We start from the raw sequence: 26,772 nt of genomic DNA on the forward strand, positions 1-26,772 counted from the left end.
CGTGCCCATCATGGCGAAGATCAGACTGTTCATAGATCACCCCTTGGCGTCGGGACAAGACGTGCCTCTGATTCCGGCGCAGGCACATTACCTGTCGGGTGTCATGCGGCTGAAGCCGGGCGACGGAATCACGATCTTCAACGGCAGGGATGGTGAATGGTCCGCACTGATCGCGTCTGCCGGCAAGCGGGGTGGCCAGATCGAGGTTCAGGAACAGACCGCGCCGCAGCGTGACCCGCCCGATCTCTGGCTGATCTTCGCACCGATCAAAAAGGCGAGGACGGATTTCATCGTCGAGAAGGCGACCGAGATGGGGGCTGCGCGTATCGTGCCGGTGCAGACCGATTTCACCAACGCGGAACGCATTCGTCAGGACCGGTTGCAGGCGCATGCCGTCGAGGCCGCGGAACAATGTGGCGGCACCTTCGTCCCGCCGGTCGAGGATCTGTCGCCGCTGTCGCGTCTGCTGGATGACTGGGATCGGTCCCGCTCGATCCTCTGGGCGGACGAGGCGATGGCCGGACCGGCGCAGACCCTGGCGGGCCTGTCCCGAGGCCGATGGGCCATTCTGATCGGGCCTGAAGGCGGTTTCTCGGATGCCGAGCGCAGCCGTCTTTCACGGCTGGACCATGTGACGCGCATCAGCCTTGGTCCGCGCGTCCTGCGCGCCGATACGGCCGCTGTCGCCGCGCTGACAATGTGGCAGGCCGCCCTCGGTGACTGGTGCTGATCCGGGATCAAGGTTGGCGCTAACGCCAGCCTCGGCCATGGGTTATGACGATGCTGCAATGCGGCATTGACTTTTTCCGGGGATGTATCCGGTGCAGCGTGGACCTAGATTCACTGACGTGGAAGGGCCGCGGATGGGCCGCGCCCGGAACGCAAAGGAAAAGTGGACATGACCACCATCGCCCTCAACGAAGGCTTTGGCCTGAAGGAATTCTTCGCCGATCTGCGCGCCGATTTCGCCGACTGGCGCAAGCGCCGCGAGACGCGCGCCGAACTGAACCGCCTGAGCGAGCGCGAACTGGAAGATATCGGCCTGAACCGTGCCGACATTGACGGTGTCGTGGCCAGCATCTGACATGTTGGACGCACGCAAGACCAAAGTCGACCGAACCCCCATTTGCCACGGCAATTGGGGGTTTTTCTTTGCCGCGCGGCGGTCTGGCGGCTGATACGCCGTGCCGTCCCCGCATGACGTTGCGCTGACCGGCTTCATTCGCCGCGACAACACGCGAATTCATGCATCCCACGCATGCCGGCCTTGCTGGAATGTCCGTGGTTTTCTGCACCTGCACAATCTACATGCTGCCTTGTCAGAAACATGCCCATGAACCGGGCAACATGAGAATGGGTGAAAAGATGTCCGCCATTGAAACGAACCGCAGCTTTGCTGTCGGAGGCCTTGGCAGCGTCGTTGCAAATCTTGTCTCGCTGCTGGCGTCCTGGAGCGATACGCGCCGGACCCGCCGCGAACTGAGCGTTCTGTCGGACCGCGAGCTTGATGATATCGGGCTGTGCCGCGGCGACATCGAACGGATTGCGCGCGGCCACTGAGGCCATCGCCACCAGACCAGACGAGACGAACCCCCGAGCGGTTGCTGCGGGGGTTTTTCTTTTGTCTCGGGCGTCACAGGAAACTTTGCGGATCGATGTCGATTGCCAGCCGCAGATTCGTGGGCAGCCTGTGCGGCGCCAGCCAGTCGGCGATCGCGGATTGCACGGGGGCTTGTCGCGGAGCGTGGATCAGCATCCGCATCCGGTGCCTGCCCCTGATCCGCGCGATGGGCGCCGGCGCCGGTCCCCACAACTCGGCGCCCGCATCGTGTAACGGGGTCGCATTGGCGGCCAGGTGCCGCGCGAAATCGCTGACCACCGTCAGATCCGGATGCGACAGGATGACACCCGCAAGCCGCCCGAAGGGTGGCATGCCGGTCGCCTGTCGGCCTGCGGCCTCGGCGTCCCAGAACGATTCGTCCTGCCCCGAGATGATGGCACGGATCACCGGATGATCGGGTTGATGGGTCTGCAGCAACGCGACCCCCGGGGCCTGCCCCGACTGACGTCCCGCGCGTCCGGCCACCTGACGCATCAGCTGGAACGATCGCTCGGCGGCGCGCAGATCCGCGCCCTGCAGTCCCAGATCGGCGTCGATCACGCCCACCAGCGTCAGACGCGGGAAATTGTGACCCTTCGCGACGATCTGGGTGCCAATGATGATGTCGGTATCGCCCGCCGCGATCTGTGCGATGGTTTCCTTCAGGGCGCGGGCCGAATGGAACAGGTCGGACGACAGCACCGTGGCCTTGGCTTCGGGAAATCGCGCGGCGACCTCTTCGGCGATGCGTTCCACACCGGGGCCGACAGGCGCCAGCTTCCCTTCCACGCCGCAGGACGGGCAGGCGTCGGGGATCGAACGGGTTTCGCCGCATTGATGGCACACAAGGCGGTTCTGGAACCGGTGTTCCACCATCCGCGCGTCGCATTGATGGCAGCCGATCTGCTCGCCGCAGGCGCGACATACGGTTACCGGTGCGAAGCCACGTCGGTTGAGGAACAGAAGCGATTGTTCGCCCTTGTCCAGACGCGCCCGCACGGCATTTTCAAGCGTAGGCGAAATCCACCGACCAGAGGGCATGTCTTCGGCCCGCAGGTCGATCGCGGCCATGTCGGGCAGCTCCGCCTCGCCGTATCGGCTGCGCAGGTCAAGCCGGGTATATTTGCCGCTTGCGGCGTTCACCCAGCTTTCAAGGCTGGGCGTCGCCGAGGCCAGCACCACATGCGCGCTTGTGATCGAGGCACGCAGCACCGCCATGTCGCGGGCGCTGTAGAAGACGACATCTTCCTGCTTGTAGCTGCTGTCATGTTCCTCGTCGACGACAATCAGCCCAAGATCTCGGAACGGCAGAAACAGGGCGGATCGCGCGCCGACGACAAGGCCGACCTCGCCCCGGCCTGCCATGTGCCACAGGCGCCGCCGTTCGGTTCTGGTGATGCCGCTGTGCCATTCGCCGGGGCGCGCGCCGAAGCGCGCCTCGACCCTGTCCAGAAATTCGGCGGACAGCGCGATTTCAGGCAGCAGGACCAGCGCCTGCCGGCCGCGCGCCATGCATTCCGCCACGGCCTCCAGATAGACCTCGGTCTTGCCGGAACCGGTCACGCCGCGCAGCAATGTCGTGCCATAGCCGCCCGCGCGGATCGCGCCGCGCAGGGTGTTGGCGGCGGCTTGCTGATCCGGGGCCAGCGGCTTGCCGGGCAGGGTCGGATCAAGCCGCGGATAGGGCATGTCGCGCGGCGCCTCGATCTCGGCCAGCGCGCCTTGCGCCACAAGTCCCTTGACGACCGAGGTGCCGACGCCAGCAAGCTGGGCCAGTTCCGAGGGCGCAAAGCTGGCTCCGCCATGATCGGCGATCACGTCCAGCACGCGCTGGCGTGCCTCGGTCATGCGCTGCGGGGCACCGGTGCCGGGAACGATCACGCGACGGGCAGCCGGAGGCTGGTCCAGATCCGGGGCACGGGTCGCCATGCGCAACATCAGCGGGGCGGCGGTCAGCGTGTAATCCGCCGCGCGGGTCAGGAAGTCCAGAAAGCCGGGCTGAAAGGGCTCGGCATCAAGCACCTTGGCGACAGGGCGCAGCTTCGCCAGGTCGAAATCGCCCGTCCCGTCGCCCCAGACCAGGCCCAGCACGCGTCGCGGGCCCAGCGGCACCAGGACAAGCTGACCTTGCCGGACGCCCTGTTCGGGCGCCAGATAGTCCAGAACGCCCACGGGTTCGCAGGTCAGCACGGCGATCCGGCTGCGGGCAGGGAAGAAGGCGGGCAGGTTGTCACGCATCGGCCCAGATAAAGACGCGCGCCGGGCGCGGTTGCAAGGCCCCCGGCGTGGGGGTGGTAGATCTTTCTGCTTCCCTTGTGTCGCGGACTTTCGGCTAGGGAAGTGATGCCGGGCATGTTAAACTTGCGCTTGCGGGATCCCGCCCGGAATTGGATCTTCACCATGGATCTTGCAGCTCTTCGATGCATGTCGGCTCTAGGCGTGCTGGTGTTCTGGCTTGCTGCGTGGCCGCTGCCGGGACATGCCAACGAAGATCCCGACGTGATCAACGTCATGAACGGCAACATGACCTATCCAATGCGGCTGGCGCTGAAAAACGGCACCGACAAACCGGCGGTCTTCGCGCTGATCGAGGATACCTGCATCGAAGGCGCTCCACCCTATTTCACCGTCAATCCGGGCGATACCTGGTCTGCCACGGTCATCCAGCGGCACTACGATCAGGGCGTGGACAACTGCTATGCGACGCCGCATGGCATCACCTATCAGGATGCCAACAATCTGGCGAACACCTTCAGCGTGCGCCAGTTTGACAATTCGGGCGACCCGAACTGCTATGACATCAAGTTCAACATCGTTTTCTGGATCAATCAGGCCGTTTGTCCGGTGATGACCGGCATGATCGCCGGTCCCGTCTCGACCCTGACCCAGCCGGATCGAATCACCGGCCGGCCGGGACGGGTGACCGACTGCCCCGGAGGCATGGACTGGTGCATCGGCGTCGGCTTCGGCTTCTACCTTTCGCCCTGACCGCGGGATCTGCGCGTGATCGCCGATCCCGGCAGCTTCCCCCCGGCAGCCGGGCTTACCCCTTTCCGGGTTCCATGTTTTGCGCTATCACCCCAGCGAAACCGCTTAAGAGGAGCCGGGCCATGAAATTCTTCGTCGATACCGCCGATGTGGACGCAATCCGCGAACTGAACGACCTGGGCATGGTGGACGGTGTGACCACCAACCCGTCGCTGATCCTGAAGGCCGGACGCAACATCGAAGAGGTGACCCGCGAGATCTGCGAAATGGTCGACGGTCCCGTGTCCGCCGAGGTCGTGGCCGACAAGGCCGAAGACATGATCCGCGAGGGCAAGCATCTGGCCAAGATCGCCGACAACATCACCGTCAAGGTTCCGCTGACCTGGGACGGTCTGAAAGCCTGCCGGGCGCTGTCGAATGACGGCCACATGGTCAACGTGACGCTGTGCTTCAGCCCCGCCCAGGCCATTCTGGCCGCCAAGGCCGGTGCGACCTTCATCAGCCCGTTCATCGGCCGCCTTGACGACATTCATCTGGACGGCGTTGAACTGATCGCCGATATCCGCGAGATCTATGACAATTACGGCTACGAGACGCAGATCCTTGCGGCCTCGATCCGGACGGTGAACCACATCATCGAGGTCGGCAAGATCGGCACCGACGTGATCACCTCGCCCCCGGCCGTCATCAAGTCGATGGCAAAGCACATCTTGACGGACAAGGGGCTTGAGCAGTTCACTTCGGACTGGGCAAAGACCGGTCAGAAGATCGGCTGACACAAGCCGCGACAGGCGGCGGAAAGGGGCAGGATGACCGCCGAACCTAAGGAAGAAACCGGGCTTGATCCGGCACTGCGGGAAAAGCTGCTGGCCGATCCCGCGGCCATTCTTGGTGATCGCGATGTCATGCGCGCGCTGGTTGCCGCGCGCGAGGCCGAGATCGGCGACAACGTGATCGACATTCGCGGCCGCGCGATGGAGGCGCTTGAACATCGTCTGGACAGGCTGGAAACGCAGCATGAAAGCGTGATCGCCGCCGCCTATGACAACCAGTCGGGAACGGCGGTGGTGCATCGCGCGGTGATCGGTCTGCTGGAAGCCGCCGATCTGACCGACTTCATCGACAGCCTTCAGGCCGATATCGCTCCGCTTCTTCGGATCGAGACGCTGCGGCTGGTGATCGAGGCCGATCCCGTCATCCCCAACCTGCCGGAAGACGTGGTCATTGCGCCTGAAGGCGCCGTGGGCCGTATCATCGCAGCAGGGCGTCGCGCGCCGCGTGGCGACGACATCGTGCTGCGTCCTGCCTCTCCGATCACGCAGCCGATTCACGGCCGTTCGGTCACGTCCGAGGCGCTGCTGCCGCTGGATCTGGGCGCGCGTCATCCGCGCGCCCTGCTGGTCATGGGCAGCGCCGACGGTAACCGCTTTGCGCCTGCGCACGGCACCGATCTGCTGCGCTTCTTCGGGCAGGTCTTTCGCCTGGTGCTGCTGGCCAAACTGCGGTCATGAGCGGACCCAGCCCGCTGGCCCTTGCACCCGCGACGGTGGATGCGCTGGCACGCTGGCTGGAGGTCGAGGCCGCCACGCGCGACCGGTCGCCCCACACGATCACCGCCTATCGTGCCGACCTGCTGGCCTTTCTGTCGTTTCTGGGCGGTCATCACGGTGAAGCCGCGACCCCGAAAGCGCTTGGCGACCTGCGGCAGGCCGACATGCGCGCCTTTGCGGCTTCCGAACGCGCGCGGGGTCTGGGGGCGCGGTCACTGGCCCGGCGGCAATCCGCGGTGCGCAGCTTTCTGCGCTGGCTTTCAGATCGCGAGGGCCATGATCTCAGCGCGGCACTGGCGGCGCGCAGCCCGAAATATGCGCGGTCCTTGCCCCGCCCGCTGACCCCCGATCAGGCCCGGCAGGCGTTGGAGATGGTCTCGGTCGGTCATGACACGCCCTGGGTCGCCGCACGCGACGTCGCGGTGATGACGCTGCTGTGGGGATGCGGATTGCGGATATCCGAGGCGCTGTCGCTGAACGGTGCGGACTGGCCGTTTCGCGACAGCCTGACGATCACCGGCAAGGGCGGCAAACAGCGCAATGTGCCGATGCTGCCGGTCGCGCGCGATGCGGTCGCGGCCTATCTTGCGCAGTGCCCATGGCGTCAGGCGCCGGATCAGCCGCTGTTTCGCGGGATGCGCGGCGGCCGGCTGGGGGGCGATCAGATCGCCGCGGCGCTGCGTCGGGCCCGCGCCGCGTTGGGACTGCCGCCTTCGGCGACCCCACACGCGCTGCGCCATTCCTTCGCGACCCATCTGCTGGCCGCCGGCGGCGATCTGCGCACGATTCAGGAACTTCTGGGTCATGCCAGCCTGTCCACGACGCAGGTCTATACCGGTGTTGACGACGCCCGTCTGATGGCTGTCTATCGCGCAGCGCATCCGCGCGGATAGGGGCGATGCCGCGACCGGTATGGGTGCCTCGCCTCAGTGTTGCACCTGAACTGGTGCCTCGGCCTCGGCGGCGCTGCGGTCGAAGATGCGATCACCGATCCATGCGCCGACGAAGAACATGACGGCAGCCAGCCACAGCGTTGCGTTGAAGACCGAGGTGCCGGTCAGGCCGGCACCGATCGCGCAGCCGCCGGCCAGCATTCCGCCAAAGCCCATCAGCGCGCCACCACCCATCGAGCGCAACATCTGCGGCGCGTCGCGGTACCCCTCGAACCGCAATTCGCGTCCGGCCAGCGCTCCCAGAAACGCGCCGATGAAAACGCCCGGGATCAAGCCGATATCGAAACTGAGTCCAGCATCGGTGGTCAGCACCGCCATCGCCACCTGTGCCGACGGACCGGCGAAGGTCGCCGATGTCACCGTCACCGGATCGAACGCGACCTGCGACAAGGCATAGGTCAGCACCCACCCAAGCGCTACGGCAAAACCCGCGCCGCAGGCCCAGATCAGCACGCGCGCCCCGGTCCTTGCCCGAACCGCCAGCCAGATCGCCGCCACCGCGAAGATCAGGCCGATCACCAGACCCGCCCATTGTGGCAGACCCGCCGCATCCAGCAGGTTCACGTTGCGTCCGCCCGGCGTCACCCATATCCCGGCCAGTGACTGGCGCAGCGGCGACAGTGCCCCCGACAGCGTCATCTGGGCGGTCAGCGCGAACACCATTCCCGCCGTGACCGTCCGCAGATTGCCGGTGCCCGCCAGCACCAGCAGCCGCCCCGAACAGCCCCGCGCCATCACCATGCCGATGCCGAACACCAGCCCGCCGATGATTGCCCCCGACCAGCTTCCGGTGACCGACATGATGCGCGCGGTGTCGGGGCGGAAGAGGCCCGCCATCTGTGCGCCCTGCACCCAGACCATCGCGGTCGAAAATGTCAGAAGCCAGATCGCCATCGCCCGACCCGCGCGCCTGCGCGCGAATTCGAATGCGGCCGAACGCAGGCAGAATGCCGAACGCTGCGCCGCAAACCCGAAGACGACGCCGATCAGCAATCCGACCAGCAATGCAGTTGCAAGATCGCCGACACGTTCGGATATTCCGGTCAGAACTGTCAGCAGATCCATCGCCTCACTCCGTCGTGTCCAGACGGTGATCAGCATGTCGTCTGCGGGACTGAATCTCAAGGCGAACCAAGCGACGCTTCGTGCGTTTCATGGTCAAGCAAACAAGGATCTCACGATGACTACAACACATGCGATCTTCAACCGTCCGCTGGATGAGGAGATGCCGCAGGGCATGGATCAGGCGATTTTCGGAATGGGCTGCTATTGGGGCCCCGAGCGGCTGTTCTGGCAGCAGCACGGCGTCTGGCTGACTCAGGTCGGTTTCACGGGCGGCCAGACCGAAAACCCGACTTACGATCAGGTGCGTGCGGGCGACACCGGGCATGCCGAGGTGGTGCGCGTGGTCTTTGACAGCTCGCTGATCAGCTATGACCATCTTCTGCAGATGTTCTGGGAAAACCACGACCCCACGCAGGGGGACCGTCAGGGAAACGACGTGGGCAGCCAGTATCGCAGCCTGATCATGGTTTTCAACGACAGTCAGCGTGCGGCCGCCGAGGCGTCGAAGATCGATTACGGAAACCGACTTGCAGTCGAGGGGTTCGGGGCGATCACCACCCAAATCGTCGAAGAAGCCCCGTTCTGGCCGGCGCACGATGCGCATCAGCAGTATCTGGAAAAGAATCCGGACGGTTATTGCGGGCTGAAGGGCACCGGGGTAGAGCCGTCCATGCCCAATCCGGACCCGATCTGATGCCGACATTCACCGCACTGACCCATCTTGCTGGCCAACCGCCCGCCCAGGCGCTGGCCGAAGCCTGCGAGGATCTGACACCCGAGCCCGTGGGCACCGGGATCTTCGAGATCGAAGACGGGTCAAACCGGTGGGAGGTCGCGGCCTATTTCACCGAGACCCCCGACGAGGTTGCGCTGGCCCTGCTGGCTGCAGCGTGGGGGGCAGAGCCTTTCGTCATCTCGGAATTGCCCGAGGTTGACTGGGTCGCGCATGTGCGCCGCGAACTGACCCCGGTCGAGGCAGGCCGGTTCTATGTCCATGGAAGCCACCACATCGATCAGGTGCCTGACGGCGTCGAGGCATTGTGCATCGAGGCCGCGATGGCCTTCGGGACGGGCCATCACGGCACGACCAAGGGCTGTCTTGAGGCGCTGGACCGGTTGGCGAACGACGGATATCAGGCGCACCGGATCGCCGATATCGGCAGCGGCACCGCGGTTCTGGCCATGGGTGCGGCGCGGATCTGGCCGGTCACGGTGCTGGCAGGAGATATCGATCGGGTCGCGGTGGACACCGCCGCGGCGAATGTGATCGCGAATGGTCTGGATGGCCGCGTCGAATGTGTCGAGGCCGCGGGCTTTGATCACCCGATGATCGAAAGGGCCGCTCCGTTCGATCTGGTCCTTGCCAATATCCTGAAACAGCCGCTGATCGACCTTGGCCCCGACATGGCGCGGCATGTCGCCGCCGGCGGCAAGATCATCCTGTCGGGGATATTGACCACTCAGGGCCAAGACGTGATCGAGGCGTATCAGGATCAGGGATTCGACCTGGATCGCCGCGACGATCTTGGCGAGTGGACGACGCTGACCATGACCCGTCGCAGCTGAGCGGCCGACACGGGAAAGGCGCGGCCGTTTCCAGCCGCGCCCCGGTCTGTATTCAGGCTGCTGTCAAAGGATGAAATCCCCCGCCCAGTAGTCATTGGCATTGTCCGCCCCATCCGAGATCCGAACGGTCATCTCGGGCGTTGCGTCGGCGTCGGTATTGACCCGCAGCCAGGTCTCGTTGCCGACATTCTGCATCCAGATCGTGCCCGCTCCGCCGGCTGTGGTGCCATTGAAAGCGAAGGCTTGGTTTCCGGCTACATTGGTGTTGGCGTCGATCGACGACAGATCGATCCGGTCTTCTGTCGCCGAGACCAGGTTGATGCCCGCCCCCTGGAAGTCGGTGATCCGATCATAGGTCGAGCTGACCCCGAAGGGCGAATCCGACGTGCTGTAGAAGCGGAAGACATCTTCGCCGCTGCTGCCCGTCAGGTAGTCGGTCCCGGTGCTGCCGATCAACACGTCGTTGCCGCTGCCGCCGTTCAGTGTGTCATTGCCCGAGCCGCCGTGCAGAAGGTCGTTGCCGGTGCTTCCCGACAGGTAGTCGTTGCCCGCGTCGCCATAGACACGGTCATTGCCGCTTTCGCCGTAAAGCCGGTCATTGTTGTTGCCGCCGCGGATATAGTCGTTGCCGCTGCCGCCATAGACCGTGTCGTTGCCATTGTCGCCGTAAAGCGAGTCGTTTCCGCCAAGGCCAGAGATGCGGTCGTTGCCATTGCCGCCCCGGATGACGTTCGCGCCGGAGGTGCCGCTGAGCGTGTCGTTGCCGCTGCCCGAGACGAGATTTTCGAACTGGGTAAAGCTTTCACCGGCGAAGTTGGTCAGTCCGGTCGTCAGGTTGACGTTGTAGTTCCCGCTGAAGCTGGTCGTGTTCAGCGTGTCGATGCCGTTTCCGCCACGCAGGGTTTCGGGCGTGCCAAGCCCGGCAAAGACATAGTCGTTGCCGTCCTGCCCGTCATAGACGCCCGCACCGCTGGACCGGATCGTGTCGTTGCCGGTGCCGCCGTAAACGGTATCGGTTCCGCCGCCGCCGATCAGGCTGTCGTTGCCAGCGCCGCCGCTGATATAGTCGTTGCCGCCCAGCCCGTCGATCGTGTCGTTGCCGTTATTGCCGTAGATCCGGTTGGCACCGGAAGTGCCGGTCAGCCGGTCGTTGCCGCTGCCGGAATAGAGGTTCTCGAACTGGGTAAAGCTTTCACCGGCAAAGTTGGTCAGGCCGGTCGTCAGGTTGACCACGTAGTTGCCGCTGAAGCTGGCGGTGTTCAGCCAGTCTGTGCCGGTGCCGCCGCGCAGGGTTTCCGGCGTGCCGAGGCCGGCATAGATGTAATCATTGCCGTCCTGTCCGTCATAGATGCCTGCTCCGCTGGACCGGATCGTGTCGTTGCCGGTGCCGCCGTAGACGGTGTCGGTTCCGCCGCCGCCGGTCAGGCTGTCGTTGCCTGCATCGCCGTAGATATAGTCGTTGCCGCCGAGGCCATTGACCGTGTCGTTGCCGCTGCCGCTGTAGATGACGTTGTTGCCGGTCGTTCCCAGCAGATTGTCGTTGCCCGACCCGGTCACGAGGTTTTCGAACTGGGTAAAGCTTTCCCCGGCATAGTTGGTCACGCCGGTGGTCATGTTGATGTTGTAATTGCCCGACCACAGCGTGGTGTTCAGCCAGTCGGTGCCGTTTCCGCCGCGAAGCGTCTCGGGGGTGCCATTCCCGGCATAGACATAGTCGTTGCCGTCCTGCCCGTCATAGACGCCCGCACCGCTGGACCGGATCGTGTCGTTGCCGGTGCCGCCGTAAACGGTATCGGTTCCGCCGCCGCCGATCAGGCTGTCGTTGCCAGCGCCGCCGCTGATATAGTCGTTGCCGCCCAGCCCGTCGATCGTGTCGTTGCCGTTATTGCCGTAGATCCGGTTGGCACCGGAAGTGCCGGTCAGCCGGTCGTTGCCGCTGCCGGAATAGAGGTTCTCGAACTGGGTAAAGCTTTCACCGGCAAAGTTGGTCAGGCCGGTCGTCAGGTTGACCACGTAGTTGCCGCTGAAGCTGGCGGTGTTCAGCCAGTCTGTGCCGGTGCCGCCGCGCAGGGTTTCCGGCGTGCCGAGGCCTGCATAGATGTAATCATTGCCGTCCTGCCCGTCATAGATGCCAGAACCGCTGGAGCGGATGGTATCGTTGCCGGTGCCGCCATAGATCGTGTCGGTCCCACCACCACCGCCAAGACTGTCGTTGCCGCCCAATCCGTAGATCAGGTCCGCAGCCGATGTCCCGGCAATGGTGTTGTTGCTGTTGTTGCCAATAAGGGTGGCCATGATGCTCTCCTTTCACGAGGTCTCAGGTTTCGATTTCGGGGGAAGTCCCGCTTTCCTGATAGGACCGCTGGCGTGAAAGCGTCGTGAACGCGGATATGCCGTTCATCCCGCTTGCTTTCTCAAGGGGATTGCACGGATTTCGCGTGCTGCAATCATTATGTCTGCAGGCGACTCGGGGCGCTTTGCGGAGGCGGCGATGCCCTGATATCGTGCGCCCTGACCGGCCGATCCGTGGCGGCGGATCTTCTTGCCGTGGGCTCAGTTCCGCAGGACGATGCAGCGGCCGCCGACCCGCTTCAGCCGGATGCAGAAAGCGGCGGCCTCGTTGCGGGTCTCGTAGCCGATCTGCGCGGTATAGACCGGCTTGGGCACTCCGTTCAGCTTCTTGCGCACATAGCCGACGCGCTTGTCGCCAAGGATCGGTCGCAGGCTGCGGTTCAGACGTGCGACCTGTTGCGCCGCCCCGGATCTGCTGGGGTGGCTGGCCACGATGACGCCCCACGGGAAGACACGCGGTTGCACCATGAATTCGCGAAGGCTGCGATTGCCCGCCATCTCCTCGCAGGACGGACGGAAGGGCTGGTCCGGGTCCAGCGCCAGTCGCAGTTCCTTGGCCAGTGGCGGGTTGTCGCGCCAGCGCAGCGCGTTGTGGCCGGTAATCGCCTCGACATAGTCCAGTGTCTCGTAGGGCAGGGTGGTCTGCCGGGCGACAAAGCGCGCCGCGCGGTTTTCGCCGCCGTTATACGCAATCGCGGCAAGCCCGATATTGCCGAAGTTTTGCGACAGATGGGCCAGATACCAGGCCGCCTTGTGGATCGCCTGGGCCGGGTTGAACGGATCGTCCAGATCATACAGATCCGCCGTCCCAGGCATGAACTGGGCGATGCCCTGCGCCCCCGCCGGGCTGATGGCGCCCGGCTCGAACCGGCTTTCCTTCCACAGCAGCCGCGCCAGGAAGCTGGGGTCCAGCCCTCGTTCCGATGCGTTGCGTTCGATCAGCTTGCAGACATCTGACGCATAGCGATCCAGCCGGACGCAATCCCGGCCATCATCGGTGCAGCGGATCTTGTCGCTCTGAGGTGCGGGCGGACGGCCCATGAACGCATCGACCGCGGGGCGCGACACGGCAGGCTGGACACCCATCCCCGCGATCAGTGACAGGATCAGAAGGACGCGGCGCAAACCGGATCCTTTCGGTCTTGGCGATGCGGCGACATGGGATGTGTCTCAGTCTGCCTTGCCGGACTTGTCCTTCTTCTTCTTTTTCTTGGTCTTGTCCTTGGACGTGACGGCGGTGTCATCATCCGCCGTCTTCGATTTCCGTTCGGCCTTTCGCTCTGCCTTGCGCAGCGCCTTCTCGGCCTCTTTCGCCGCCACGCGCGCCGCCTTGCGGGCTGCGCGTACGGCCTCTTTCTCGGCTTTGCGAGCAGCCTTCCTGGCTTCCTTTTCGGCGGCTTTCTCGGCCTGCTTCTCGGCCTTCTTGACGGTGTTCTTGCGGGTCTTGCCGTCCTGGGGCGCAGCTTCGGTCCTGGCACCAGCCGGGGGCACTGCAACTTGTGCCGCAGCAGCGGTCACCGGCTGGTCAGACGCAGCGGTCTTGGCGGGTTTCTTGACGCGCCGCACACCGGTGCGAAGATCGGCCTTGCGCGTCTCGGCCGTCTTGCGATCGGCGGGACTGCGACGGGTGGACGCCGGGACGCGCTTGGCGGCGCGGCTGGCGCTGCCGCCTTTCGCCGCGACTGTCTTGCCGGTCCGCTGGCGTGCGCCACTTGCAGGGGGCAGCTTGCGGCGGCGGCGTTCGGCCTGTGCACGATTCAATGCCGTGCTCAGCAGGCCCTGGGGCGACAACCCGTCTTCCGCCGTGGTCGCCGAGGCCCTTGCCCGTGCGTCGTCAAGTGCTTTTATCAGCGCCAGAAGATCCGCATCGCTCAGAACTTCAACTGAGGGGCGGCGGCTGGCGTCAGCCAGCTTTTGCTGTTGCGCGTTCAGAATTTCCCGTTCGCGATTGGCATGGTTCGGCATTCCGATCTGGTTCCCGTCTCTGGCGATGATCAGGCGGAACATTGCGTGACTTTGCGGCGATTTGCAATTGCAAAGGCCCCTGCAAGCGATGCAGGGGCCTTTCGGTATCGGGCAAGGTGATCGACTTGCAATCGCTTAGCGAGAGGGCACGGCGCTTTCGACCGGAGAGGTGAAGCCGGGCGCCGCAGCGGTAGTTGTCGCGGCAGGCAGTTGTGCCTGTGCGGCCTCGGACGCCGGAACGACATATCCTTCGGGGGTTTCGATCATCGGACCTTCCCGCCGCACGCTTTCCGCCTGGCTGCGCACCTTGACGCGTGCGCCAAGATCGGTTTCGTCGAACAGGTCCATGATGTCCTGATTGAACAGCCGGATGCAGCCCGCCGACGTGGCCTTCCCGATCGAGGACGGATCCATCGTGCCGTGGATGCGGTAATAGGTGTCGCGACCGTTGCGATAGAGATACAGCGCGCGCGACCCAAGTGGGTTGTCCAGCCCGCCCTTCAGCCCGCCGGCGAACTGGCCGTAAAGCTCGGGCTCGGTGCGGATCATGTTCTGGGTGGGGGTCCAGCTTGGCCAGCGCTTCTTGACCGAGATCACGGCATCGCCGCTGAAGCCCTTGCCTGCCCGTCCGACCGCGACGCCGAAGCGCATCGCCTCGCCGTTTTCCATCACGTGATAAAGGACGCGCGCGTAGGGATCGACCACCACGGTACCCGGTGCCTCGGGGCCGTTATAGGCGACGCGCTGACGCTGGTTGCGCTGGGTCAGATAGGCGGCGCGGACGGCGGGAATATCGACGACTTCGCCGTTCGGACCGGTATCCGTGCGGGCCTGATAGATGGGCGGCACCGTACCAGTGGCCAGCCGTGTCGGCGAATGGGCAGTAGGTGCGCAGGCCGCAAGCCCCAGGGCCAGCGCCGCAAGAAGGGAAACGAGGCGCATTGTATCGTGTTCCTTTGTAGCATCGGGCAGGCCCTGGATGGCATGACCGTGGCAGCGTTACTTTCTTGACATCACGTCGACCGAGCAGTGCCGGACGTGATTCGTGCAGGGTTTCATCAGCCTGCCACATTCACCTTTCGTCAACCCTTGGTGCCTGTCATGGCGGAATTGACATCCGACTTGTGGCCAAGGGGCGGCAGTCGCATCAACTTTGCACGACAGGGGAACAATTTGGCGTGTGTTTGGTTTCATGCACGTCGGGCGCTGCCGCGCCGCATTCGCGAGGAAACTACCAAGATGAGCATTATCGTTGCATTGATCGTCGGCGCGATTGCCGGCTGGCTGGCCGGACTATTGGTCAAGGGACACGGGCAGGGGCTTGTCGTCAATATCGTCGTCGGCATCCTTGGTGCCGTCATCGCCTCGTTCCTGTTTCCGGCCATCGGGATGGGCATTGGCGCCGAAGGGTCGGTGATCGGCTCGATCGTCTATGCGACCCTGGGCGCGGTGATCCTGCTGGTTATCCTGAGCCTTGTGAAGCGCGCCTGAGACCGGCTTGACCTTTCCGTGCCGCGTCCGGGGCATTGCCTCGGATGCGTGGCGTGAATACCGTTGCCGGGCGGCGTGATCGACTATGCCGCCTGGCCGCGTGGACTGACGATGTGACGAAAACCAAGACTACTCCAAGCCTTGCGCTTGCGCCGTTCCGGCATCGCGACTTTCGCGTGTTGTGGAGCGTCACGCTGATCTCGAATTTCGGCGGGCTTGTGCAGGCCGTCGGCGCGGCGTGGCTGATGACGCAGCTGACGGACAGCGCGACCCTGATCGCGCTGGTGCAGGCGTCGAACACCCTGCCCATCATGTTGCTTGCGATCGGTTCAGGGGCGTTGGCGGATATCTTTGATCGCAAGACGCTGTTGCTGACCGCGCAATTGATCATGGCCGTAACCTCGGCGTTGCTGGCGGTGGTCGCATGGCAGGGCTGGCTGACGCCTTGGCTTCTGTTGACCTTTACCTTCCTGATCGGTGCGGGGCAGGCCCTATACAATCCGCCATGGCAGGCCAGCATGGGCGATCTGGTGCCGCGCGAGGATCTGCCTGCGGCGGTCACGCTGAATTCCGTGGGTTTCAACCTGATGCGCAGTGTGGGCCCGGCGGCCGGCGGCCTGATCGTCGCCGCCTTCGGGGCCGCCGCCGCGTTCGTTGTCAATGCGGTCAGCTATCTTCCGCTGCTTGGCGCGTTGCTGCGCTGGCGGCCGAACATCGCGCCCCGCACGGCCCCGCGCGAGGCGTTCGTCCCGGCGATGGGCGCGGGCCTGCGCTATGTCGCGCTGTCGCCGAACCTGATGCGGGTGATCCTGCGCGGCGCGCTGTTCGGGTTTTCCGCGGTCGCGGTGCTTGCCCTGTTGCCGCTGGTCGCAAAAAGCCACCCCGAGGGCGGATCGATGCTGTTCGGGGCGTTGCTGGGCTGTTTCGGAATGGGGGCGATCGTCGGTGCGGTGCTGAACCCGCGGATCAGGTCCAGATACGACAACGAGAACATCGTCCGGCTGGCCTTTGCCGGCTTCGCGCTGGCCGCCATCGTGCTGGGACAGACTCGGCTTGTCTGGCTGCAAGGCCTGGCGATGCTGCCCGCCGGGGCGTCATGGGTTCTGGCGTTGTCGCTGTTCAATGTGACCGTGCAATTGTCCACGCCGCGCTGGGTCGTGGCGCGGGCGCTGGCATTGTATCAGACCGCGACCTTCGGGGGCATGGCCGCAGGATCCTGGGCCTGGGGTGGCGTTGCCGGTGCGCACGGGCTGCCGGTTGCGCTGACCATGGCCGGGGTGCTGCTTGCCCTGGGCGCGGTGGTCGGGATCTGGCTGAAGGCGCCCGAGTTCGGCGCCGTGGACCTTGATCCGGTCAACCGCTTTCAGGAACCGGCGCTGCGGCTGGATCTGCGCGGCAGGTCAGGGCCGATCATGGTCATGGTCGATTACCGCATCCGGGGCGAGGACGTGCCCGAATTCCTGCGGCTGATGCGGTTGCGCCGCAATATCCGGCGGCGCGACGGGGCGCGCAACTGGGCCCTGCTGCGCGATCTGGAACATCCCGAAAACTGGAGCGAAAGCTATCACATCGCGACATGGGACGAATATGTGCGCCACAATCTGCGGCGCACCAAGTCCGACGCCGAAGTGACGGTTGCGCTGCGGGAACTGCACAGCGGGGAAGGCGATCCGGCGGTGCATCGCATGATCGAACGACACTCGGTCAGCCAGCAGGACGATGTGCCGCTGGTCGGCAAGATCGAGGTGCCCTGACACCGCCCGCGCTGTGTTGCGCAACGGGACCGGGCGTTGCCTTGCGGCACAGCGCAACGCCGCGTGGCCCGAAATGCTGTGGGGGTCAGCAATTTCAGGGTTTTTCGCTGCGCAGAGCGTGCACCAGCCATGCACAGCGCGTGCACAGCCTGTACACCGCTTGCGAACGTTGCCCGAATGTTCACGCGGGCTGAGCACATTCCCGGCTGCGGCAGGAAGTCTTTGGTGCAGCGCATGATGCCGGCGTCTCACGGGCTGAAGTCTCTTTGTATCGGAGGGGGACCTTCGATCTGCAGCGAAGGTCGGGATCAAGCCCACTTTGACCAATGCTGCGAGTGGGATGAACGGCCGTTTATCGAATTTCGTTCGGCTACCGCAGCGTTGCCTCAAACATCGGTCCATGAGCTGCGAGCCACGCTAAGAGCGACCCGTCGTTCTGACACGACCTCGCGCAGGAAGCTTGCGACGGCCTGTACCCGGCGAGAGGATGCCAGATCGGTTTGCGTCACGAGCCAAATCGGCTGATCGATCCCGAGATCGGCGTCGAGGCAGATCAACCCGCGCGGCTGAGCCAGAAAATGCGGCAACACGGCGAGGCCCAATCCCGAGGCACAGCCGGCCACCTGAGTTGCAAGCGACGTCGTCACGACCGCCGGCGCCCGACCGCGAAGGGCGCGTTCGATCCATTGCGCGGCGGGAAGGTGGCCGTATCCCTCGGCCCAGGCGATCAGCTCATCCCGCTCAAGGTCCAGTTCGGAACCTCCGGCGCGGCCTTCCATGTACGATTGCGCGCCATAGAGCCCGTATCCAAGCGTGCCCACGCGCTGCACCGATACATGCCCACGTTCGGGCTTGATCATTCTCAGTGCGATGTCCGCGTCACGGCGGTGCAGGTTCACGGCGGCGATGTCGGTCGCGATCTCCAGTGTCAGTCGCGGATGGGCGCGGCGCAGGCGTGGCAGCGCGGGCAGGATGAGCGCGGTCGCGAGGTTCTCGGCCGTGGCAAGGCGAACGGTGCCTGACACTTCTGGCTTTTCTGGCCAGCCGGACTCGAAGGCTCTTGCTGCGGCTTCCATTTCCTCGGCGCGTTCGATCAGGGCCGCGCCTTCCTCGGTCAGCTGGTAACCCGTGTGGTGCCGTAGAAAGAGCGGGCGTCCCAGACGCGCTTCCAGCCGTTCGACCCGCCGGGAAACGGTTGCCAGCCCGACAGAGAGCCCCAGCGCCGCGCCGCTGAGCGAGCCCGACCGGGCGACGGCGAGGAACACCGAGACGTCATCCCAAACCAGGCCCCGCCTTTCCATAATCGGAATCCCCGTTTCCGTTTCCGGCCATTTCCTGACGCCATCGGAAATGCCACTTTCCTGTCGACTGCACAAGACAGGAGAGAGACATGGAACGGCGGACACTCGGCACGGACCTCACGGTCTCGGCACTGGGCCTCGGCTGCATGGGAATGAGCGAGTTCTACGGGCCCCGCGACGACGACAACTCCCTGCGCGTCCTGCACCAGGCGGCGGAGCTTGGAATCGACTTTCTCGACACCGCGGACATGTACGGACCGCATCACAACGAGGAGCTGATCGGTCGTTTCCTGAACGAGACGTCGGCACCCATGAAGGTCGCGACGAAGTTCGGAATCGTGCGCGCGCCGGGAGAGTATCGGCGCAGTCTCGACAATGGGCCGGATTACGCGCGGCAGGCGTGCGAGGGCTCGCTACAACGTCTCGGCATCGAGCGGATCGACCTCTACTACGTTCACCGGGTCGCACAGGATCGACCCATCGAAGAGACCATGGAGGGACTCGCGCGCTTGGTCGACGAAGGCAAGATCGCGCGGATCGGTCTCTGCGAGGTCAGCGCCGAGACGCTCCGGCGCGCTCATGCCGTGCATCCGGTCGCCGCGGTGCAGACCGAATATTCCCTTTGGTCCCGCGAGCCGGAACACGAGGTTCTGCCTGCTTGCCGCGAACTGGGCATCGGGTTCGTGCCCTATTCCCCGCTTGGGCGCGGATTTCTGACAGGGCGCTTTCAGGACGGGCAGTTCGAAGAGGGAGATTTCCGGGCCTCGCTGCCCCGGTTTCAGGATGACGCGACGCAGGCGAACCGCCGGATCGCCGATCTTGTCGCGGCAATGGCGGAGCGGAAGGGCTGCACGCCCGCGCAGCTGGCGCTTGCCTGGCTTCTCGCGCAAGGGGAGGACATCGTCCCGATCCCCGGCACGAAGCAGTCAAAGTATCTGTGCGACAACGTGGGCGCAGCAAAGGTTACGCTCTCGGAGACCGATCTCGCCGACATCGACTCTGGCCTTGCCGAGCGGCCCGTCTCAGGTGCCCGCTACACTGCGGAAGGCATGAAGGGGGTGGACGCATGAGTGACGCATCCGGTCGCCTGTCTCGCGCGCTTTCGTTCAGCCGCTATTCAGGACATCAGTGTCCGTGATTGCTCTCGACAATGTTCGCCATGCGATACTGCACCATGTCCGGCAGCGAGGTCGGAACGACGAGCTTGTCCGGATCGCCGTCGCCAACCTGCACCAGCATCACCATGCCCATGGTGTAGTGCGGGCTGCATTTGATGCCGTAGAAGCCCGGTGCCTCGAACGTCAAGGAAGTCCGGCTCGTAGACCATGCTTCTGCTGTCGCCCCGGTTCAGCATCCTGACCTCGTAGGTGTCGGACAGCGCAAGGCCAGGAATCAGGGCCAGAACAGTTGCGGTCAAGAGGGTCGGCCGCATGGTCAGTCTCCGTGTTATCAACATGGGTGAAAGCGCATGACGCGGCTGTCGTCCTGCGGGTCGATCAGCGCGCTGGCGCGGACACCGAAGACGCGCGCGAGAAGCGCCGGGTCGAGGATCTCGGCGGGTGGCCCAAGCGCCTGCAGTCGACCATCCTGCAGCACGGCCAGCCTGTCGCAGCGCATCGCCTGATTCAGATCGTGCAGCGCGATCACGATCGAGACGCCGAGGCTGCCGACCAGATCGAGGATCGCCAATTGGTGCCGGATGTCGAGATGGTTGGTCGGCTCGTCGAGCAGCAGGATTTGCGGATCCTGCGCCAGGGCGCGGGCGATATGGACCCGCTGACGCTCGCCGCCCGACAGGGTGGACCAGTCGCGATTGGCCAGATGGGCCAGATCGACGCGACGGATGGCGCGGTCGACATGGGCGTCATCCTCGTCGGACCACGGGCTCAGCGCGTCGAGCCAAGGCGTGCGACCAAGGGCGACCGCATCGCGGACGGTGATGCGGTCTGATGTCTCGGCGCTTTGCGCGACGAGGGCGATCTGCCGGGCGATCTGGCGCTGCGGCATAGCTGCCATCGGCTGGCCGTCCAATCGCACAAGGCCCCGGTCGGGCCGCACCAGCCCCGCCAGGAGCCGCAGAAGTGTCGATTTTCCCGAGCCGTTTGGGCCAACGAGCCCCAGAACCTCGCCGCGTGCAACGGTCAGGCTGACGCCTTCCAGCAGGTGGCGGTCGCGCACGCGGCGGCCGACGTCGTGGACATCCAGCATCATGGCGCGGACCTTGCGCGGATCAGGATGATGGCGAAGGCCGGTGCGCCGACAAGGGCCGTCACCACGCCGATCGGCAGGGTCTGGCCCGGCACCAGCATCCGCGCGATCACGTCGGCGGCGATCAGGAACACCATCCCGATCAGCGCCGAGACCGGCACGAGGCGAACATGCCGGCTGCCGACCAGGAACCGCGCCGCGTGAGGCACCACCAGACCTACGAAGCCGATGGCCCCGGTGATCGAGACCAGCACCGCCGTCGCCGCCGCCGTCGCGAGGATCAAGACACCCTGCACCCGCCGCACCGGCACGCCAAGCGAAGCCGCAGACTCCGTGCCGAAGGTGAAGGCGTCGAGTGCCCGGACATGCCACAGCGCCGCACCAACGGCGATAAGCACGGCGGCGACCGCCAGCCACACATCGTCCCACCGCACGCCCGAAAGATTACCCAGCAGCCAGAACATGATGCCCCGCGCCTGCTCGGCGCTGGCCGAGCGCGCGATGATGAAGCTGGTCAGCGCATTGAAAAGCTGCGAGCCCGCGATGCCGGCCAGCACGATCTGCGCCGCCCCCCGCGCAGTCGGGCCGCCGCCAGATAGCCGCGCAAGTCCCACGACCAGCGCGAAGGCCGCCAGCGCCCCCACCAGCGCCCCCGCAGACATCGGCAGGAAGGCTGCGCCCAGCCCGGCCACCGCGACCAGCACCGCCCCTGTCGAGGCACCGGCCGAGATACCCAGCAGGAATGGATCGGCCAGCGCATTGCGCAGCAGCGTCTGCAGGACAAGCCCCGAGATCGCCAGCCCCGCACCGCAGGCCCCGGCCACCAATGCGCGTGGCAGCCGGTAGGACCAGACGATCCCCTGATCGATGGGGTCCACGGCATAACCGGCCCCCCAGAGCTGGTTGGCCAGCGCCTGCCAGACCGTGACGGCGGGGATCGGTGTCTCGCCCAATGCTGCGCCGATGAGGGGCGCCGCCACGATAAGCACCGCTGCCCAGACCCAGACCGGCACCCGTGGCCGCCGGATCGCGGCCACATCGACAATGCCGGTCACTTCGACAGCCTGTCCATGCCCTCGGCCAGAACCTCGAGCCCGTCGATCAGGCGAATGCTGGCATGCATCGCCTCGGCGTCGAGGATCACGATGCGGTCCTGCTTGACGGCTGTCATCTGGCTGGTCACCGGGTCGGACTTGAGGAAGCGCAGCTTCTCGTCGTAGTCGTCAGCCGGAAAGCGGCGGCGGTCCATTCGCGCGATCACGATGACGGACGGGTCGGCGCGCGCTATTGTCTCCCATCCCACGGTCGGCCATTCCTCGTCCGAGGTGACGACGTTGCGCAGGCCAAGCCGCTCCAGCATCCAGGCGGGAATCCCCATCGCGCCGGCCATGTAGGGATCAAGTTCCAGATCGGCAGACGAGAACCAGACCGCAGCCGAGGCATCCGGCAGGTTCATCGCCGCCGCACGTTCGACCACGGCGGTCTCTCGGGCCTTGAGGTCGGCGATCAGCGCGTCGCCGGCATCCTGCGCGTCCATCACCTGGGCCATCTGGTCGATGCTGTCCCACACGGTCTGGATGTCGAAGGGCGCAAGGCGGGTGCCGTCCGCGCCGACGAGGTTGTCCTTGCTCTCGCAATCGGCGGGCATGACATAGGCCGGGATCCCCAGATCGGCGAACTGCTCGCGCGTGCCGACGGCGCCCTGTTCGCCGATCATCCATTCAAACATCGTCGGCACGAAACCGGGGCGCTTGGCGACCACCGCCTCGAAGCTGGGCATGTTGTCGCTGATCCGTTCGACGCGCTCGTTTTCGTCCTCATAATCGGGCAGCACGGCATTGAACCACAAGGCAGTCCCCGCCAGGCGGTCAGCCTGACCCAAGGCATAGAGGATCTCGGTCGTCGCCTGCCCGATCGAGACGACGTTATCGGGGCGCGCGGAAAAGGTCAGCGTGTGCCCGCAGTTGTCGATGGTCAGGGGATACTCTGTCGGCGCGGCCATTGCTGCGGGCGCTGCCATCGCAAAAAGCGCGGTCAAGGTGATACGATTCATGGTCGTCCTTCATCATGCGAAGAACGGGGCAGAAGAAGGCGCATCGGCAGGGCAAAGGTCTGGCCTTTGGCTCTGCCGCATCTAGCGGTCAGGCTTGATCGCTGCCGGTTCGCGGCACATGCGGTCTTTCTCCGGGGCACCCCGCCCGGGTTGGTTTCGATCATGATGGCAGGTCTCCTGACTTGCGGATCGTGGCCTTCCCCGCCTTCCCGGCGCAGTTGCGCCAGTGGCATCTTGGGGTCGGCTCACCGCTTACAGTTGCGGGGGCAGTCGTGGATTTGGCGCCTGATGGCTACACCGCACCACGTTCCCTTTTCACCCGGTTTGGCGTGGCCGTCCCAGGAACCATCGTGGACAGTCATGGTGGGAATCGGTGAGCAGGTCAACTGGCACACGACAAGACGATCAATGCCGAATTTCGAGAACACGCATTCAAGCCTGCAGAAACGAACTGCTGAGAAGCTTGTGCCACGAATCCGTCTTGGTGCTTTCCGCATCTATTCCTGGATGTTCGCGACATCCGAGTGCGGCACTTGCATTGATACGCAGACGATGAACACTCTGCATCCCAAACCAGATCCAGTTGTCGATCTGGTTAGGCAATGCAGCCGCGGCGAGCGGCCGCTTCGACCCGCAGTGGGGTCGCCCAGGCGCTCCGCATCCAATGCAGATCCATGCTCAATTCCCGCTTGACGAAAGGCCCAGTTATCCGCTTTGTCAGGGCTGGTTCATGCTGCCAGCCGCTCGCGCCCAGACGGCAAGGTGAAAGCATCGCGGACGTATCACACAAGCCCCCGTCCAGTGACTATCGGCAATGCGAGCACCGTGTGCGTTCACCGGCAGGAGAGTGTGATGGCAAGCACCGATCAAGCGAAATCCATGGCGAGGCAGCTTCGTGCGGCCCTTTCTTCAGACGGGATGGACATCTCCCACTCCCGGTCTCTCGAACTTGTCGCGACGGCCCTGGGCCACGCTGACTGGAATTCCGCTTGTGCGAAGCTGGACCAGAGGCGTGCATCTCCAGGCGAGGTGCGCTTCAATCGTTGTAGCCCAATTCTACGCATATTCGACGAAATGAAGGCGAGGGAGTTCTACTGCGGTTTTCTGGGTTTTCAGGTGGTGTTTGAACACCGCTTTTCCGAGGGAATGCCGCTCTACCTCGGGCTGGAACGATCTGACCTGAGTTTGCATCTGTCCGAACACCATGGAGATGCCAGCCCCGGGGCAAACGTTTTTGTGACAGCCACCAACATCCGTGAATTTCATCGAGAGCTTTCAGAGAAAAGATATTCCTATAACCGCCCCGGCTTAGAGGATCTGCCATGGGGGATGCAGATGCAGGTGACCGACCCGTTCGGTAACCGCATCCGTTTCTGTCAGCAGAGCGAGTAGTTTTTTGTCAGGACGGTAAAGCGGCCCCTGAACTGGATGACCGCGTTGTCCGCAGCGGCGACGCCCAGGCGTTCCGCATCTAACGGCAGCTAAGAGCCTTACCATGTCGCTGTCCGGCATCGCAGCGAATGTCTAAATCAGGGATTCCGAAACGTTGACACAGACCCGCACACATAGGACTGCCGGTATTGTGGCCTAGCTCCGCATCTGTCAAAAATATCTGATCATTCAGGAGGATATTCATTTGCCTCAAAGTTCATTTCTTGATCGATTTGCGCCGGTTGCCAGCTTGCGAGAGCGGGCAGAGAGTGGCCATCTCAAGGTTACGACTGTCGAGCTGTTTTTCGATTTGGTGTACGTCTTCACAATCATCCAACTGTCTCATTACTTGCTGGAGCATCAGACATGGACAGGGGCGCTGGAGGCCGTGACCCTGTTCGCCGCCGTCTGGTGGGCCTGGAATTACACGGCGTGGGCGGCAAACTGGATTGATCCCGATCATCCTGCTGGACGCATGCTGATGCTGGCGTTGATGGCCTGCGCATTGCTGATGGCGGTGGCTATCCACTATGCGTTCAGCTACCGCGCCGGATTGTTCGTGTTTGCCTATGTCGCCATGGCGCTGATCCGCGCGGGCTATATGGCGTTGGTTATGCGCGGCTCGCAGATGGGCCGGAACTATTTTCAACTTGGTGTCTGGAGTGTCGTGTCAGGGGTGTTTTGGACACTTGGTGCCTTGATCGAACCTTTGCGTCTCCCGCTGTGGATCATGGCGGTTCTTATCGATTATGCTGGCCCATACGCAGGGTTCTGGATGCCGGGCCACGGAAAGACGCCGATGGAGACATGGACGCTCAAGGGCCTGCATCTCCTCGAACGTAATCAGTTGATTTTCATTATCGCACTGGGTGAATCCATCCTGCTGCTTGGCGGCACGATGGTCGGGGCGGACCTGAATGGCACAATCGTTCTGACGGCAGCGATCGGATTTGCGCTGATTATCGCGCTCTGGTGGCTGTATTTCGTCCATAGTGGCGAGGACGGCGAGGCTGCGTTTCACATTGAAGCCGAGCAGGCTAAACTCGCCCGTGCAGGTCTTGCATACGCGCACGGCATCATGGTCTGCGGGGCAATAGTTGTCGCTGTGGCGATAGAAGCAATACTCGCCCACCCTACCGACCCCCTTCACCTCCCCGCAATCATCATCGCCGTCGCCGGGCCGCTGATCTACATGTTCGGAAACGCGCTGTTTCGGCGCACCATCGCGCGGGAGATCCCGCTGACATATCTGATCCCGTTCGTGGCTTTGCCGATCATCGGCTACCTGGTCCACGGCGCACATGCGTCAGGGTTGCTGCTAGGGATCGGAATGGCCGTCGTTATGTTGGCAACGGCGTTGCTGCAACCCAGAGGTCGGGCGGCCTCATGACCACCGCTCAGGGCGATCGTGAATTATGGCAAACCGGAGGACTGCTGGCTGCGATCATCTTGCACAACCTGATCTACCCTATCTCGCAGTTCGGGTTGATGGGTGCGATCGTCTTCTACCTTTTCTATGCCGCGATGTTCGTCGTAGGCACGTGGCTTCTAAGTCACCGCGCCATACTGCGGGCACTTGCCCTTTCTACCGGGTTAGCCGTGTTTGCCGCTGGGGTAGCGAATGCGGCGCTTGGCACATCATTTACAGCAATCGCAGTGTTCGCCACTTCCATTATCTATCACCTCGTCATCATAGTGGTGCTCGGCATCTACATATTTGCGGCACGTCAGGTCTTTACCGAGATCATTCTGGCAGCCACGTCGCTTTATCTGATCATTGGCTCGGCATTTGCAGCGATATTCGCGTTGATTGAATGGTTCCAGCCGGGATCCTTCGCAGGTGCTAACGGCGATATTGCGACCTGGCAGGAGCTTCTCTATTTCAGCTACGTCACCCTCACCAGCCTCGGCTACGGAGACATCCTTCCGGTGAAATACTACGCGCAGGCTTTCGCGGCGTTCGAAGCTATCCTTGGTGTGCTCTACACGGTCATCTTATTGTCGAGGCTGGTGGGAATGCATACAGCTCGAAACTAGGCGCTCAACAAGCTGCCGTTTGGCAGATCTGCTCCCGCATAGCGGTCACAGCTTAAGCGATCTTGCGGCGCCCGGGATCAAGGTCTGCGCTCGGGAAGCTGCGCTGCTGCATTGCTCCACTTGCGAAACGCAACTCGGGGTCGGGCGCTACCCGCTCGGTGGTCCAGATGGAAAGTGGTCCGTGAGGATTCGGCATCGCATCCGCATAGATAAGCAAGAGCAGCCGTTCGCTGCCTCCACCTGACGGGCTGCAACGCGCGGAACTTACCCTCAGGGTTTCGATACAGGGGGTGCGTGGAAAACTTGAAAGTCCGCGATATTTGCAAGCATGTGCTGCGGTAATCCCCCCCGATCTTAACGGGATGCGGAAGTAGAATTTTCTCGGCAGGATGACTGAGGAGATTCCGATGAAGAAGACACGATACACAGAAGCCCAGATCATGGGTGTGCTGCGCCAG

Annotated in this window: 27 protein-coding genes and 1 riboswitch; of the genes, 15 read left to right on the top strand and 12 right to left on the bottom strand. The window is 63.9% G+C overall.

Features of this window, described 5'->3' with window-relative positions; translation table 11 throughout:
* Nucleotides 1-10 precede the first annotated feature (10 nt).
* The 3 genes from J7359_RS08680 to J7359_RS08690 all read left to right on the top strand — a co-directional run bounded on the left by J7359_RS08680 (nucleotide 11) and on the right by J7359_RS08690 (nucleotide 1,560).
* The gene (locus J7359_RS08680; RefSeq protein WP_209056240.1) at nucleotides 11-730 is read left to right on the top strand and encodes a 16S rRNA (uracil(1498)-N(3))-methyltransferase; all 720 of its coding nucleotides are present in this window, start codon (nucleotides 11-13) and stop codon (nucleotides 728-730) included.
* Between the two features lie 168 nt (nucleotides 731-898).
* The gene (locus J7359_RS08685) at nucleotides 899-1,084 is read left to right on the top strand and encodes a DUF1127 domain-containing protein (protein ID WP_209056241.1); all 186 of its coding nucleotides are present in this window, start codon (nucleotides 899-901) and stop codon (nucleotides 1,082-1,084) included.
* Nucleotides 1,085-1,365: 281 nt separating this feature from the next.
* Entirely contained in the window at nucleotides 1,366-1,560 is a 195-nt protein-coding gene (locus J7359_RS08690; protein ID WP_209056242.1) for a DUF1127 domain-containing protein, read from the top strand.
* 73 nt (nucleotides 1,561-1,633) lie between these two features.
* On the opposite strand, the gene J7359_RS08695 is transcribed toward J7359_RS08690, so the two are convergent.
* The gene (locus tag J7359_RS08695) at nucleotides 1,634-3,838 is read right to left on the bottom strand and encodes a primosomal protein N' (protein ID WP_209056243.1); all 2,205 of its coding nucleotides are present in this window, start codon (nucleotides 3,836-3,838) and stop codon (nucleotides 1,634-1,636) included.
* A 186-nt stretch (nucleotides 3,839-4,024) separates the two neighbouring features.
* Here J7359_RS08695 and J7359_RS08700 point away from each other — a divergent pair, with 186 nt between their 5' ends.
* The 4 genes from J7359_RS08700 (at nucleotide 4,025) to J7359_RS08715 (ending at nucleotide 7,031) form a co-directional block, all read left to right on the top strand.
* Nucleotides 4,025-4,588, top strand: a complete 564-nt coding sequence (locus J7359_RS08700) for a hypothetical protein (RefSeq protein WP_209056244.1) — start codon at nucleotides 4,025-4,027, stop codon at nucleotides 4,586-4,588.
* Nucleotides 4,589-4,710: 122 nt separating this feature from the next.
* A complete protein-coding gene (gene fsa / locus J7359_RS08705; RefSeq protein ID WP_209056245.1) occupies nucleotides 4,711-5,364 on the top strand; it encodes a fructose-6-phosphate aldolase in 654 nt (217 codons plus the stop codon).
* Between the two features lie 33 nt (nucleotides 5,365-5,397).
* Complete coding sequence (locus J7359_RS08710) at nucleotides 5,398-6,099, top strand: DUF484 family protein (protein ID WP_209056246.1); 702 nt, start codon at nucleotides 5,398-5,400, stop codon at nucleotides 6,097-6,099.
* Nucleotides 6,096-7,031, top strand: a complete 936-nt coding sequence (locus tag J7359_RS08715) for a tyrosine recombinase XerC (protein ID WP_209056247.1) — start codon at nucleotides 6,096-6,098, stop codon at nucleotides 7,029-7,031. Before J7359_RS08710 ends, J7359_RS08715 begins: the two co-directional genes overlap by 4 nt.
* A 33-nt stretch (nucleotides 7,032-7,064) precedes the next feature.
* Here the strand turns inward: J7359_RS08715 and J7359_RS08720 are convergent, their stop codons facing one another.
* A complete protein-coding gene (locus J7359_RS08720) occupies nucleotides 7,065-8,156 on the bottom strand; it encodes a YeeE/YedE family protein (RefSeq protein ID WP_209056273.1) in 1,092 nt (363 codons plus the stop codon).
* A 115-nt stretch (nucleotides 8,157-8,271) separates the two neighbouring features.
* Here J7359_RS08720 and msrA point away from each other — a divergent pair, with 115 nt between their 5' ends.
* Nucleotides 8,272-8,850, top strand: a complete 579-nt coding sequence (gene msrA / locus J7359_RS08725; RefSeq protein ID WP_247740274.1) for a peptide-methionine (S)-S-oxide reductase MsrA — start codon at nucleotides 8,272-8,274, stop codon at nucleotides 8,848-8,850.
* On the top strand, nucleotides 8,850-9,722 hold the full coding sequence (locus J7359_RS08730; protein WP_209056249.1) for a 50S ribosomal protein L11 methyltransferase: 873 nt from the start codon (nucleotides 8,850-8,852) through the stop codon (nucleotides 9,720-9,722). The genes msrA and J7359_RS08730 overlap by 1 nt, the downstream gene beginning before the upstream one ends.
* A gap of 63 nt (nucleotides 9,723-9,785) precedes the next feature.
* Here the strand turns inward: J7359_RS08730 and J7359_RS20140 are convergent, their stop codons facing one another.
* The 4 genes from J7359_RS20140 to J7359_RS08750 all read right to left on the bottom strand — a co-directional run bounded on the left by J7359_RS20140 (nucleotide 9,786) and on the right by J7359_RS08750 (nucleotide 14,981).
* Nucleotides 9,786-12,017, bottom strand: coding sequence for a calcium-binding protein (locus J7359_RS20140; protein WP_209056250.1), 2,232 nt, complete (start codon nucleotides 12,015-12,017; stop codon nucleotides 9,786-9,788).
* A 258-nt stretch (nucleotides 12,018-12,275) separates the two neighbouring features.
* A complete protein-coding gene (locus J7359_RS08740; RefSeq protein ID WP_247740275.1) occupies nucleotides 12,276-13,199 on the bottom strand; it encodes a lytic transglycosylase domain-containing protein in 924 nt (307 codons plus the stop codon).
* Nucleotides 13,200-13,244: 45 nt separating this feature from the next.
* On the bottom strand, nucleotides 13,245-14,081 hold the full coding sequence (locus tag J7359_RS08745) for a hypothetical protein (RefSeq protein ID WP_209056251.1): 837 nt from the start codon (nucleotides 14,079-14,081) through the stop codon (nucleotides 13,245-13,247).
* A gap of 93 nt (nucleotides 14,082-14,174) precedes the next feature.
* Nucleotides 14,175-14,981, bottom strand: a complete 807-nt coding sequence (locus J7359_RS08750; protein WP_209056252.1) for a L,D-transpeptidase — start codon at nucleotides 14,979-14,981, stop codon at nucleotides 14,175-14,177.
* Nucleotides 14,982-15,278: 297 nt separating this feature from the next.
* Between J7359_RS08750 and J7359_RS08755 the strand changes: the two genes are divergently transcribed.
* Together J7359_RS08755 and J7359_RS08760 are read left to right on the top strand one after the other, a co-directional pair.
* A complete protein-coding gene (locus J7359_RS08755) occupies nucleotides 15,279-15,530 on the top strand; it encodes a GlsB/YeaQ/YmgE family stress response membrane protein (protein WP_209056253.1) in 252 nt (83 codons plus the stop codon).
* 113 nt (nucleotides 15,531-15,643) lie between these two features.
* Nucleotides 15,644-17,284 (top strand): MFS transporter, encoded by a 1,641-nt coding sequence (locus tag J7359_RS08760; RefSeq protein ID WP_348524353.1) that lies wholly within the window; start codon nucleotides 15,644-15,646, stop codon nucleotides 17,282-17,284.
* 386 nt (nucleotides 17,285-17,670) lie between these two features.
* Here J7359_RS08760 and J7359_RS08765 read toward each other — a convergent pair whose 3' ends face one another.
* A complete protein-coding gene (locus J7359_RS08765; RefSeq protein WP_209056255.1) occupies nucleotides 17,671-18,585 on the bottom strand; it encodes a LysR family transcriptional regulator in 915 nt (304 codons plus the stop codon).
* An 89-nt stretch (nucleotides 18,586-18,674) separates the two neighbouring features.
* Between J7359_RS08765 and J7359_RS08770 the strand changes: the two genes are divergently transcribed.
* Entirely contained in the window at nucleotides 18,675-19,655 is a 981-nt protein-coding gene (locus J7359_RS08770; RefSeq protein ID WP_209056256.1) for an aldo/keto reductase, read from the top strand.
* A 55-nt stretch (nucleotides 19,656-19,710) separates the two neighbouring features.
* Here J7359_RS08770 and J7359_RS20230 read toward each other — a convergent pair whose 3' ends face one another.
* The 4 genes from J7359_RS20230 to J7359_RS08790 form a co-directional block, all read right to left on the bottom strand.
* Complete coding sequence (locus J7359_RS20230) at nucleotides 19,711-19,890, bottom strand: plastocyanin/azurin family copper-binding protein (RefSeq protein WP_348524354.1); 180 nt, start codon at nucleotides 19,888-19,890, stop codon at nucleotides 19,711-19,713.
* Nucleotides 19,891-20,034: 144 nt separating this feature from the next.
* On the bottom strand, nucleotides 20,035-20,796 hold the full coding sequence (locus tag J7359_RS08780; RefSeq protein ID WP_209056257.1) for an ABC transporter ATP-binding protein: 762 nt from the start codon (nucleotides 20,794-20,796) through the stop codon (nucleotides 20,035-20,037).
* A complete protein-coding gene (locus J7359_RS08785; protein ID WP_348524357.1) occupies nucleotides 20,793-21,806 on the bottom strand; it encodes an iron ABC transporter permease in 1,014 nt (337 codons plus the stop codon). The genes J7359_RS08780 and J7359_RS08785 overlap by 4 nt, the downstream gene beginning before the upstream one ends.
* A gap of 38 nt (nucleotides 21,807-21,844) precedes the next feature.
* Nucleotides 21,845-22,846 carry an ABC transporter substrate-binding protein gene (locus tag J7359_RS08790; RefSeq protein ID WP_209056258.1) on the bottom strand — a complete coding sequence of 334 codons (1,002 nt, stop codon included), beginning with the start codon at nucleotides 22,844-22,846 and terminating at the stop codon, nucleotides 21,845-21,847.
* A 149-nt stretch (nucleotides 22,847-22,995) separates the two neighbouring features.
* A riboswitch (cobalamin riboswitch) is annotated at nucleotides 22,996-23,211 on the bottom strand.
* Nucleotides 23,212-23,698: 487 nt separating this feature from the next.
* Between J7359_RS08790 and J7359_RS08795 the strand changes: the two genes are divergently transcribed.
* From J7359_RS08795 to J7359_RS08805, 3 genes are all read left to right on the top strand, one after another.
* Entirely contained in the window at nucleotides 23,699-24,238 is a 540-nt protein-coding gene (locus J7359_RS08795) for a glyoxalase superfamily protein (RefSeq protein ID WP_348524356.1), read from the top strand.
* 244 nt (nucleotides 24,239-24,482) lie between these two features.
* Nucleotides 24,483-25,667 carry a low temperature requirement protein A gene (locus tag J7359_RS08800; protein WP_247740276.1) on the top strand — a complete coding sequence of 395 codons (1,185 nt, stop codon included), beginning with the start codon at nucleotides 24,483-24,485 and terminating at the stop codon, nucleotides 25,665-25,667.
* Entirely contained in the window at nucleotides 25,664-26,314 is a 651-nt protein-coding gene (locus J7359_RS08805; protein ID WP_209056259.1) for an ion channel, read from the top strand. The genes J7359_RS08800 and J7359_RS08805 overlap by 4 nt, the downstream gene beginning before the upstream one ends.
* Before the next feature lie 52 nt (nucleotides 26,315-26,366).
* Here the strand turns inward: J7359_RS08805 and J7359_RS08810 are convergent.
* Nucleotides 26,367-26,772: hypothetical protein (locus J7359_RS08810; RefSeq protein WP_209056260.1), on the bottom strand; the 406-nt coding region annotated here is incomplete at its 5' end.

The sequence above is a fragment of the Paracoccus sp. R12_2 genome (genome assembly GCF_017744015.1).
Lineage (GTDB): Bacteria > Pseudomonadota > Alphaproteobacteria > Rhodobacterales > Rhodobacteraceae > Paracoccus.

Excerpts from the sequence above, each read along its gene's own strand:
- J7359_RS08795 (WP_348524356.1), top strand. The coding sequence starts at position 23,699 with ATGGCAAGCACCGATCAAGCGAAATCCATGGCGAGGCAGCTTCGTGCG.
- J7359_RS08745 (WP_209056251.1), bottom strand. The coding sequence starts at position 14,081 with ATGTTCCGCCTGATCATCGCCAGAGACGGGAACCAGATCGGAATGCCG.
- J7359_RS08730 (WP_209056249.1), top strand. The coding sequence starts at position 8,850 with ATGCCGACATTCACCGCACTGACCCATCTTGCTGGCCAACCGCCCGCC.
- J7359_RS08680 (WP_209056240.1), top strand. The coding sequence starts at position 11 with ATGGCGAAGATCAGACTGTTCATAGATCACCCCTTGGCGTCGGGACAA.
- J7359_RS08715 (WP_209056247.1), top strand. The coding sequence starts at position 6,096 with ATGAGCGGACCCAGCCCGCTGGCCCTTGCACCCGCGACGGTGGATGCG.
- J7359_RS20140 (WP_209056250.1), bottom strand. The coding sequence starts at position 12,017 with ATGGCCACCCTTATTGGCAACAACAGCAACAACACCATTGCCGGGACA.
- J7359_RS08770 (WP_209056256.1), top strand. The coding sequence starts at position 18,675 with ATGGAACGGCGGACACTCGGCACGGACCTCACGGTCTCGGCACTGGGC.
- J7359_RS08805 (WP_209056259.1), top strand. The coding sequence starts at position 25,664 with ATGACCACCGCTCAGGGCGATCGTGAATTATGGCAAACCGGAGGACTG.
- J7359_RS08685 (WP_209056241.1), top strand. The coding sequence starts at position 899 with ATGACCACCATCGCCCTCAACGAAGGCTTTGGCCTGAAGGAATTCTTC.
- J7359_RS08710 (WP_209056246.1), top strand. The coding sequence starts at position 5,398 with ATGACCGCCGAACCTAAGGAAGAAACCGGGCTTGATCCGGCACTGCGG.
- J7359_RS08695 (WP_209056243.1), bottom strand. The coding sequence starts at position 3,838 with ATGCGTGACAACCTGCCCGCCTTCTTCCCTGCCCGCAGCCGGATCGCC.
- J7359_RS08755 (WP_209056253.1), top strand. The coding sequence starts at position 15,279 with ATGAGCATTATCGTTGCATTGATCGTCGGCGCGATTGCCGGCTGGCTG.
- J7359_RS08790 (WP_209056258.1), bottom strand. The coding sequence starts at position 22,846 with ATGAATCGTATCACCTTGACCGCGCTTTTTGCGATGGCAGCGCCCGCA.
- J7359_RS08780 (WP_209056257.1), bottom strand. The coding sequence starts at position 20,796 with ATGATGCTGGATGTCCACGACGTCGGCCGCCGCGTGCGCGACCGCCAC.
- J7359_RS08700 (WP_209056244.1), top strand. The coding sequence starts at position 4,025 with ATGTCGGCTCTAGGCGTGCTGGTGTTCTGGCTTGCTGCGTGGCCGCTG.
- fsa (WP_209056245.1), top strand. The coding sequence starts at position 4,711 with ATGAAATTCTTCGTCGATACCGCCGATGTGGACGCAATCCGCGAACTG.
- J7359_RS08720 (WP_209056273.1), bottom strand. The coding sequence starts at position 8,156 with ATGGATCTGCTGACAGTTCTGACCGGAATATCCGAACGTGTCGGCGAT.
- msrA (WP_247740274.1), top strand. The coding sequence starts at position 8,272 with ATGACTACAACACATGCGATCTTCAACCGTCCGCTGGATGAGGAGATG.
- J7359_RS08690 (WP_209056242.1), top strand. The coding sequence starts at position 1,366 with ATGTCCGCCATTGAAACGAACCGCAGCTTTGCTGTCGGAGGCCTTGGC.
- J7359_RS08765 (WP_209056255.1), bottom strand. The coding sequence starts at position 18,585 with ATGGAAAGGCGGGGCCTGGTTTGGGATGACGTCTCGGTGTTCCTCGCC.
- J7359_RS08750 (WP_209056252.1), bottom strand. The coding sequence starts at position 14,981 with ATGCGCCTCGTTTCCCTTCTTGCGGCGCTGGCCCTGGGGCTTGCGGCC.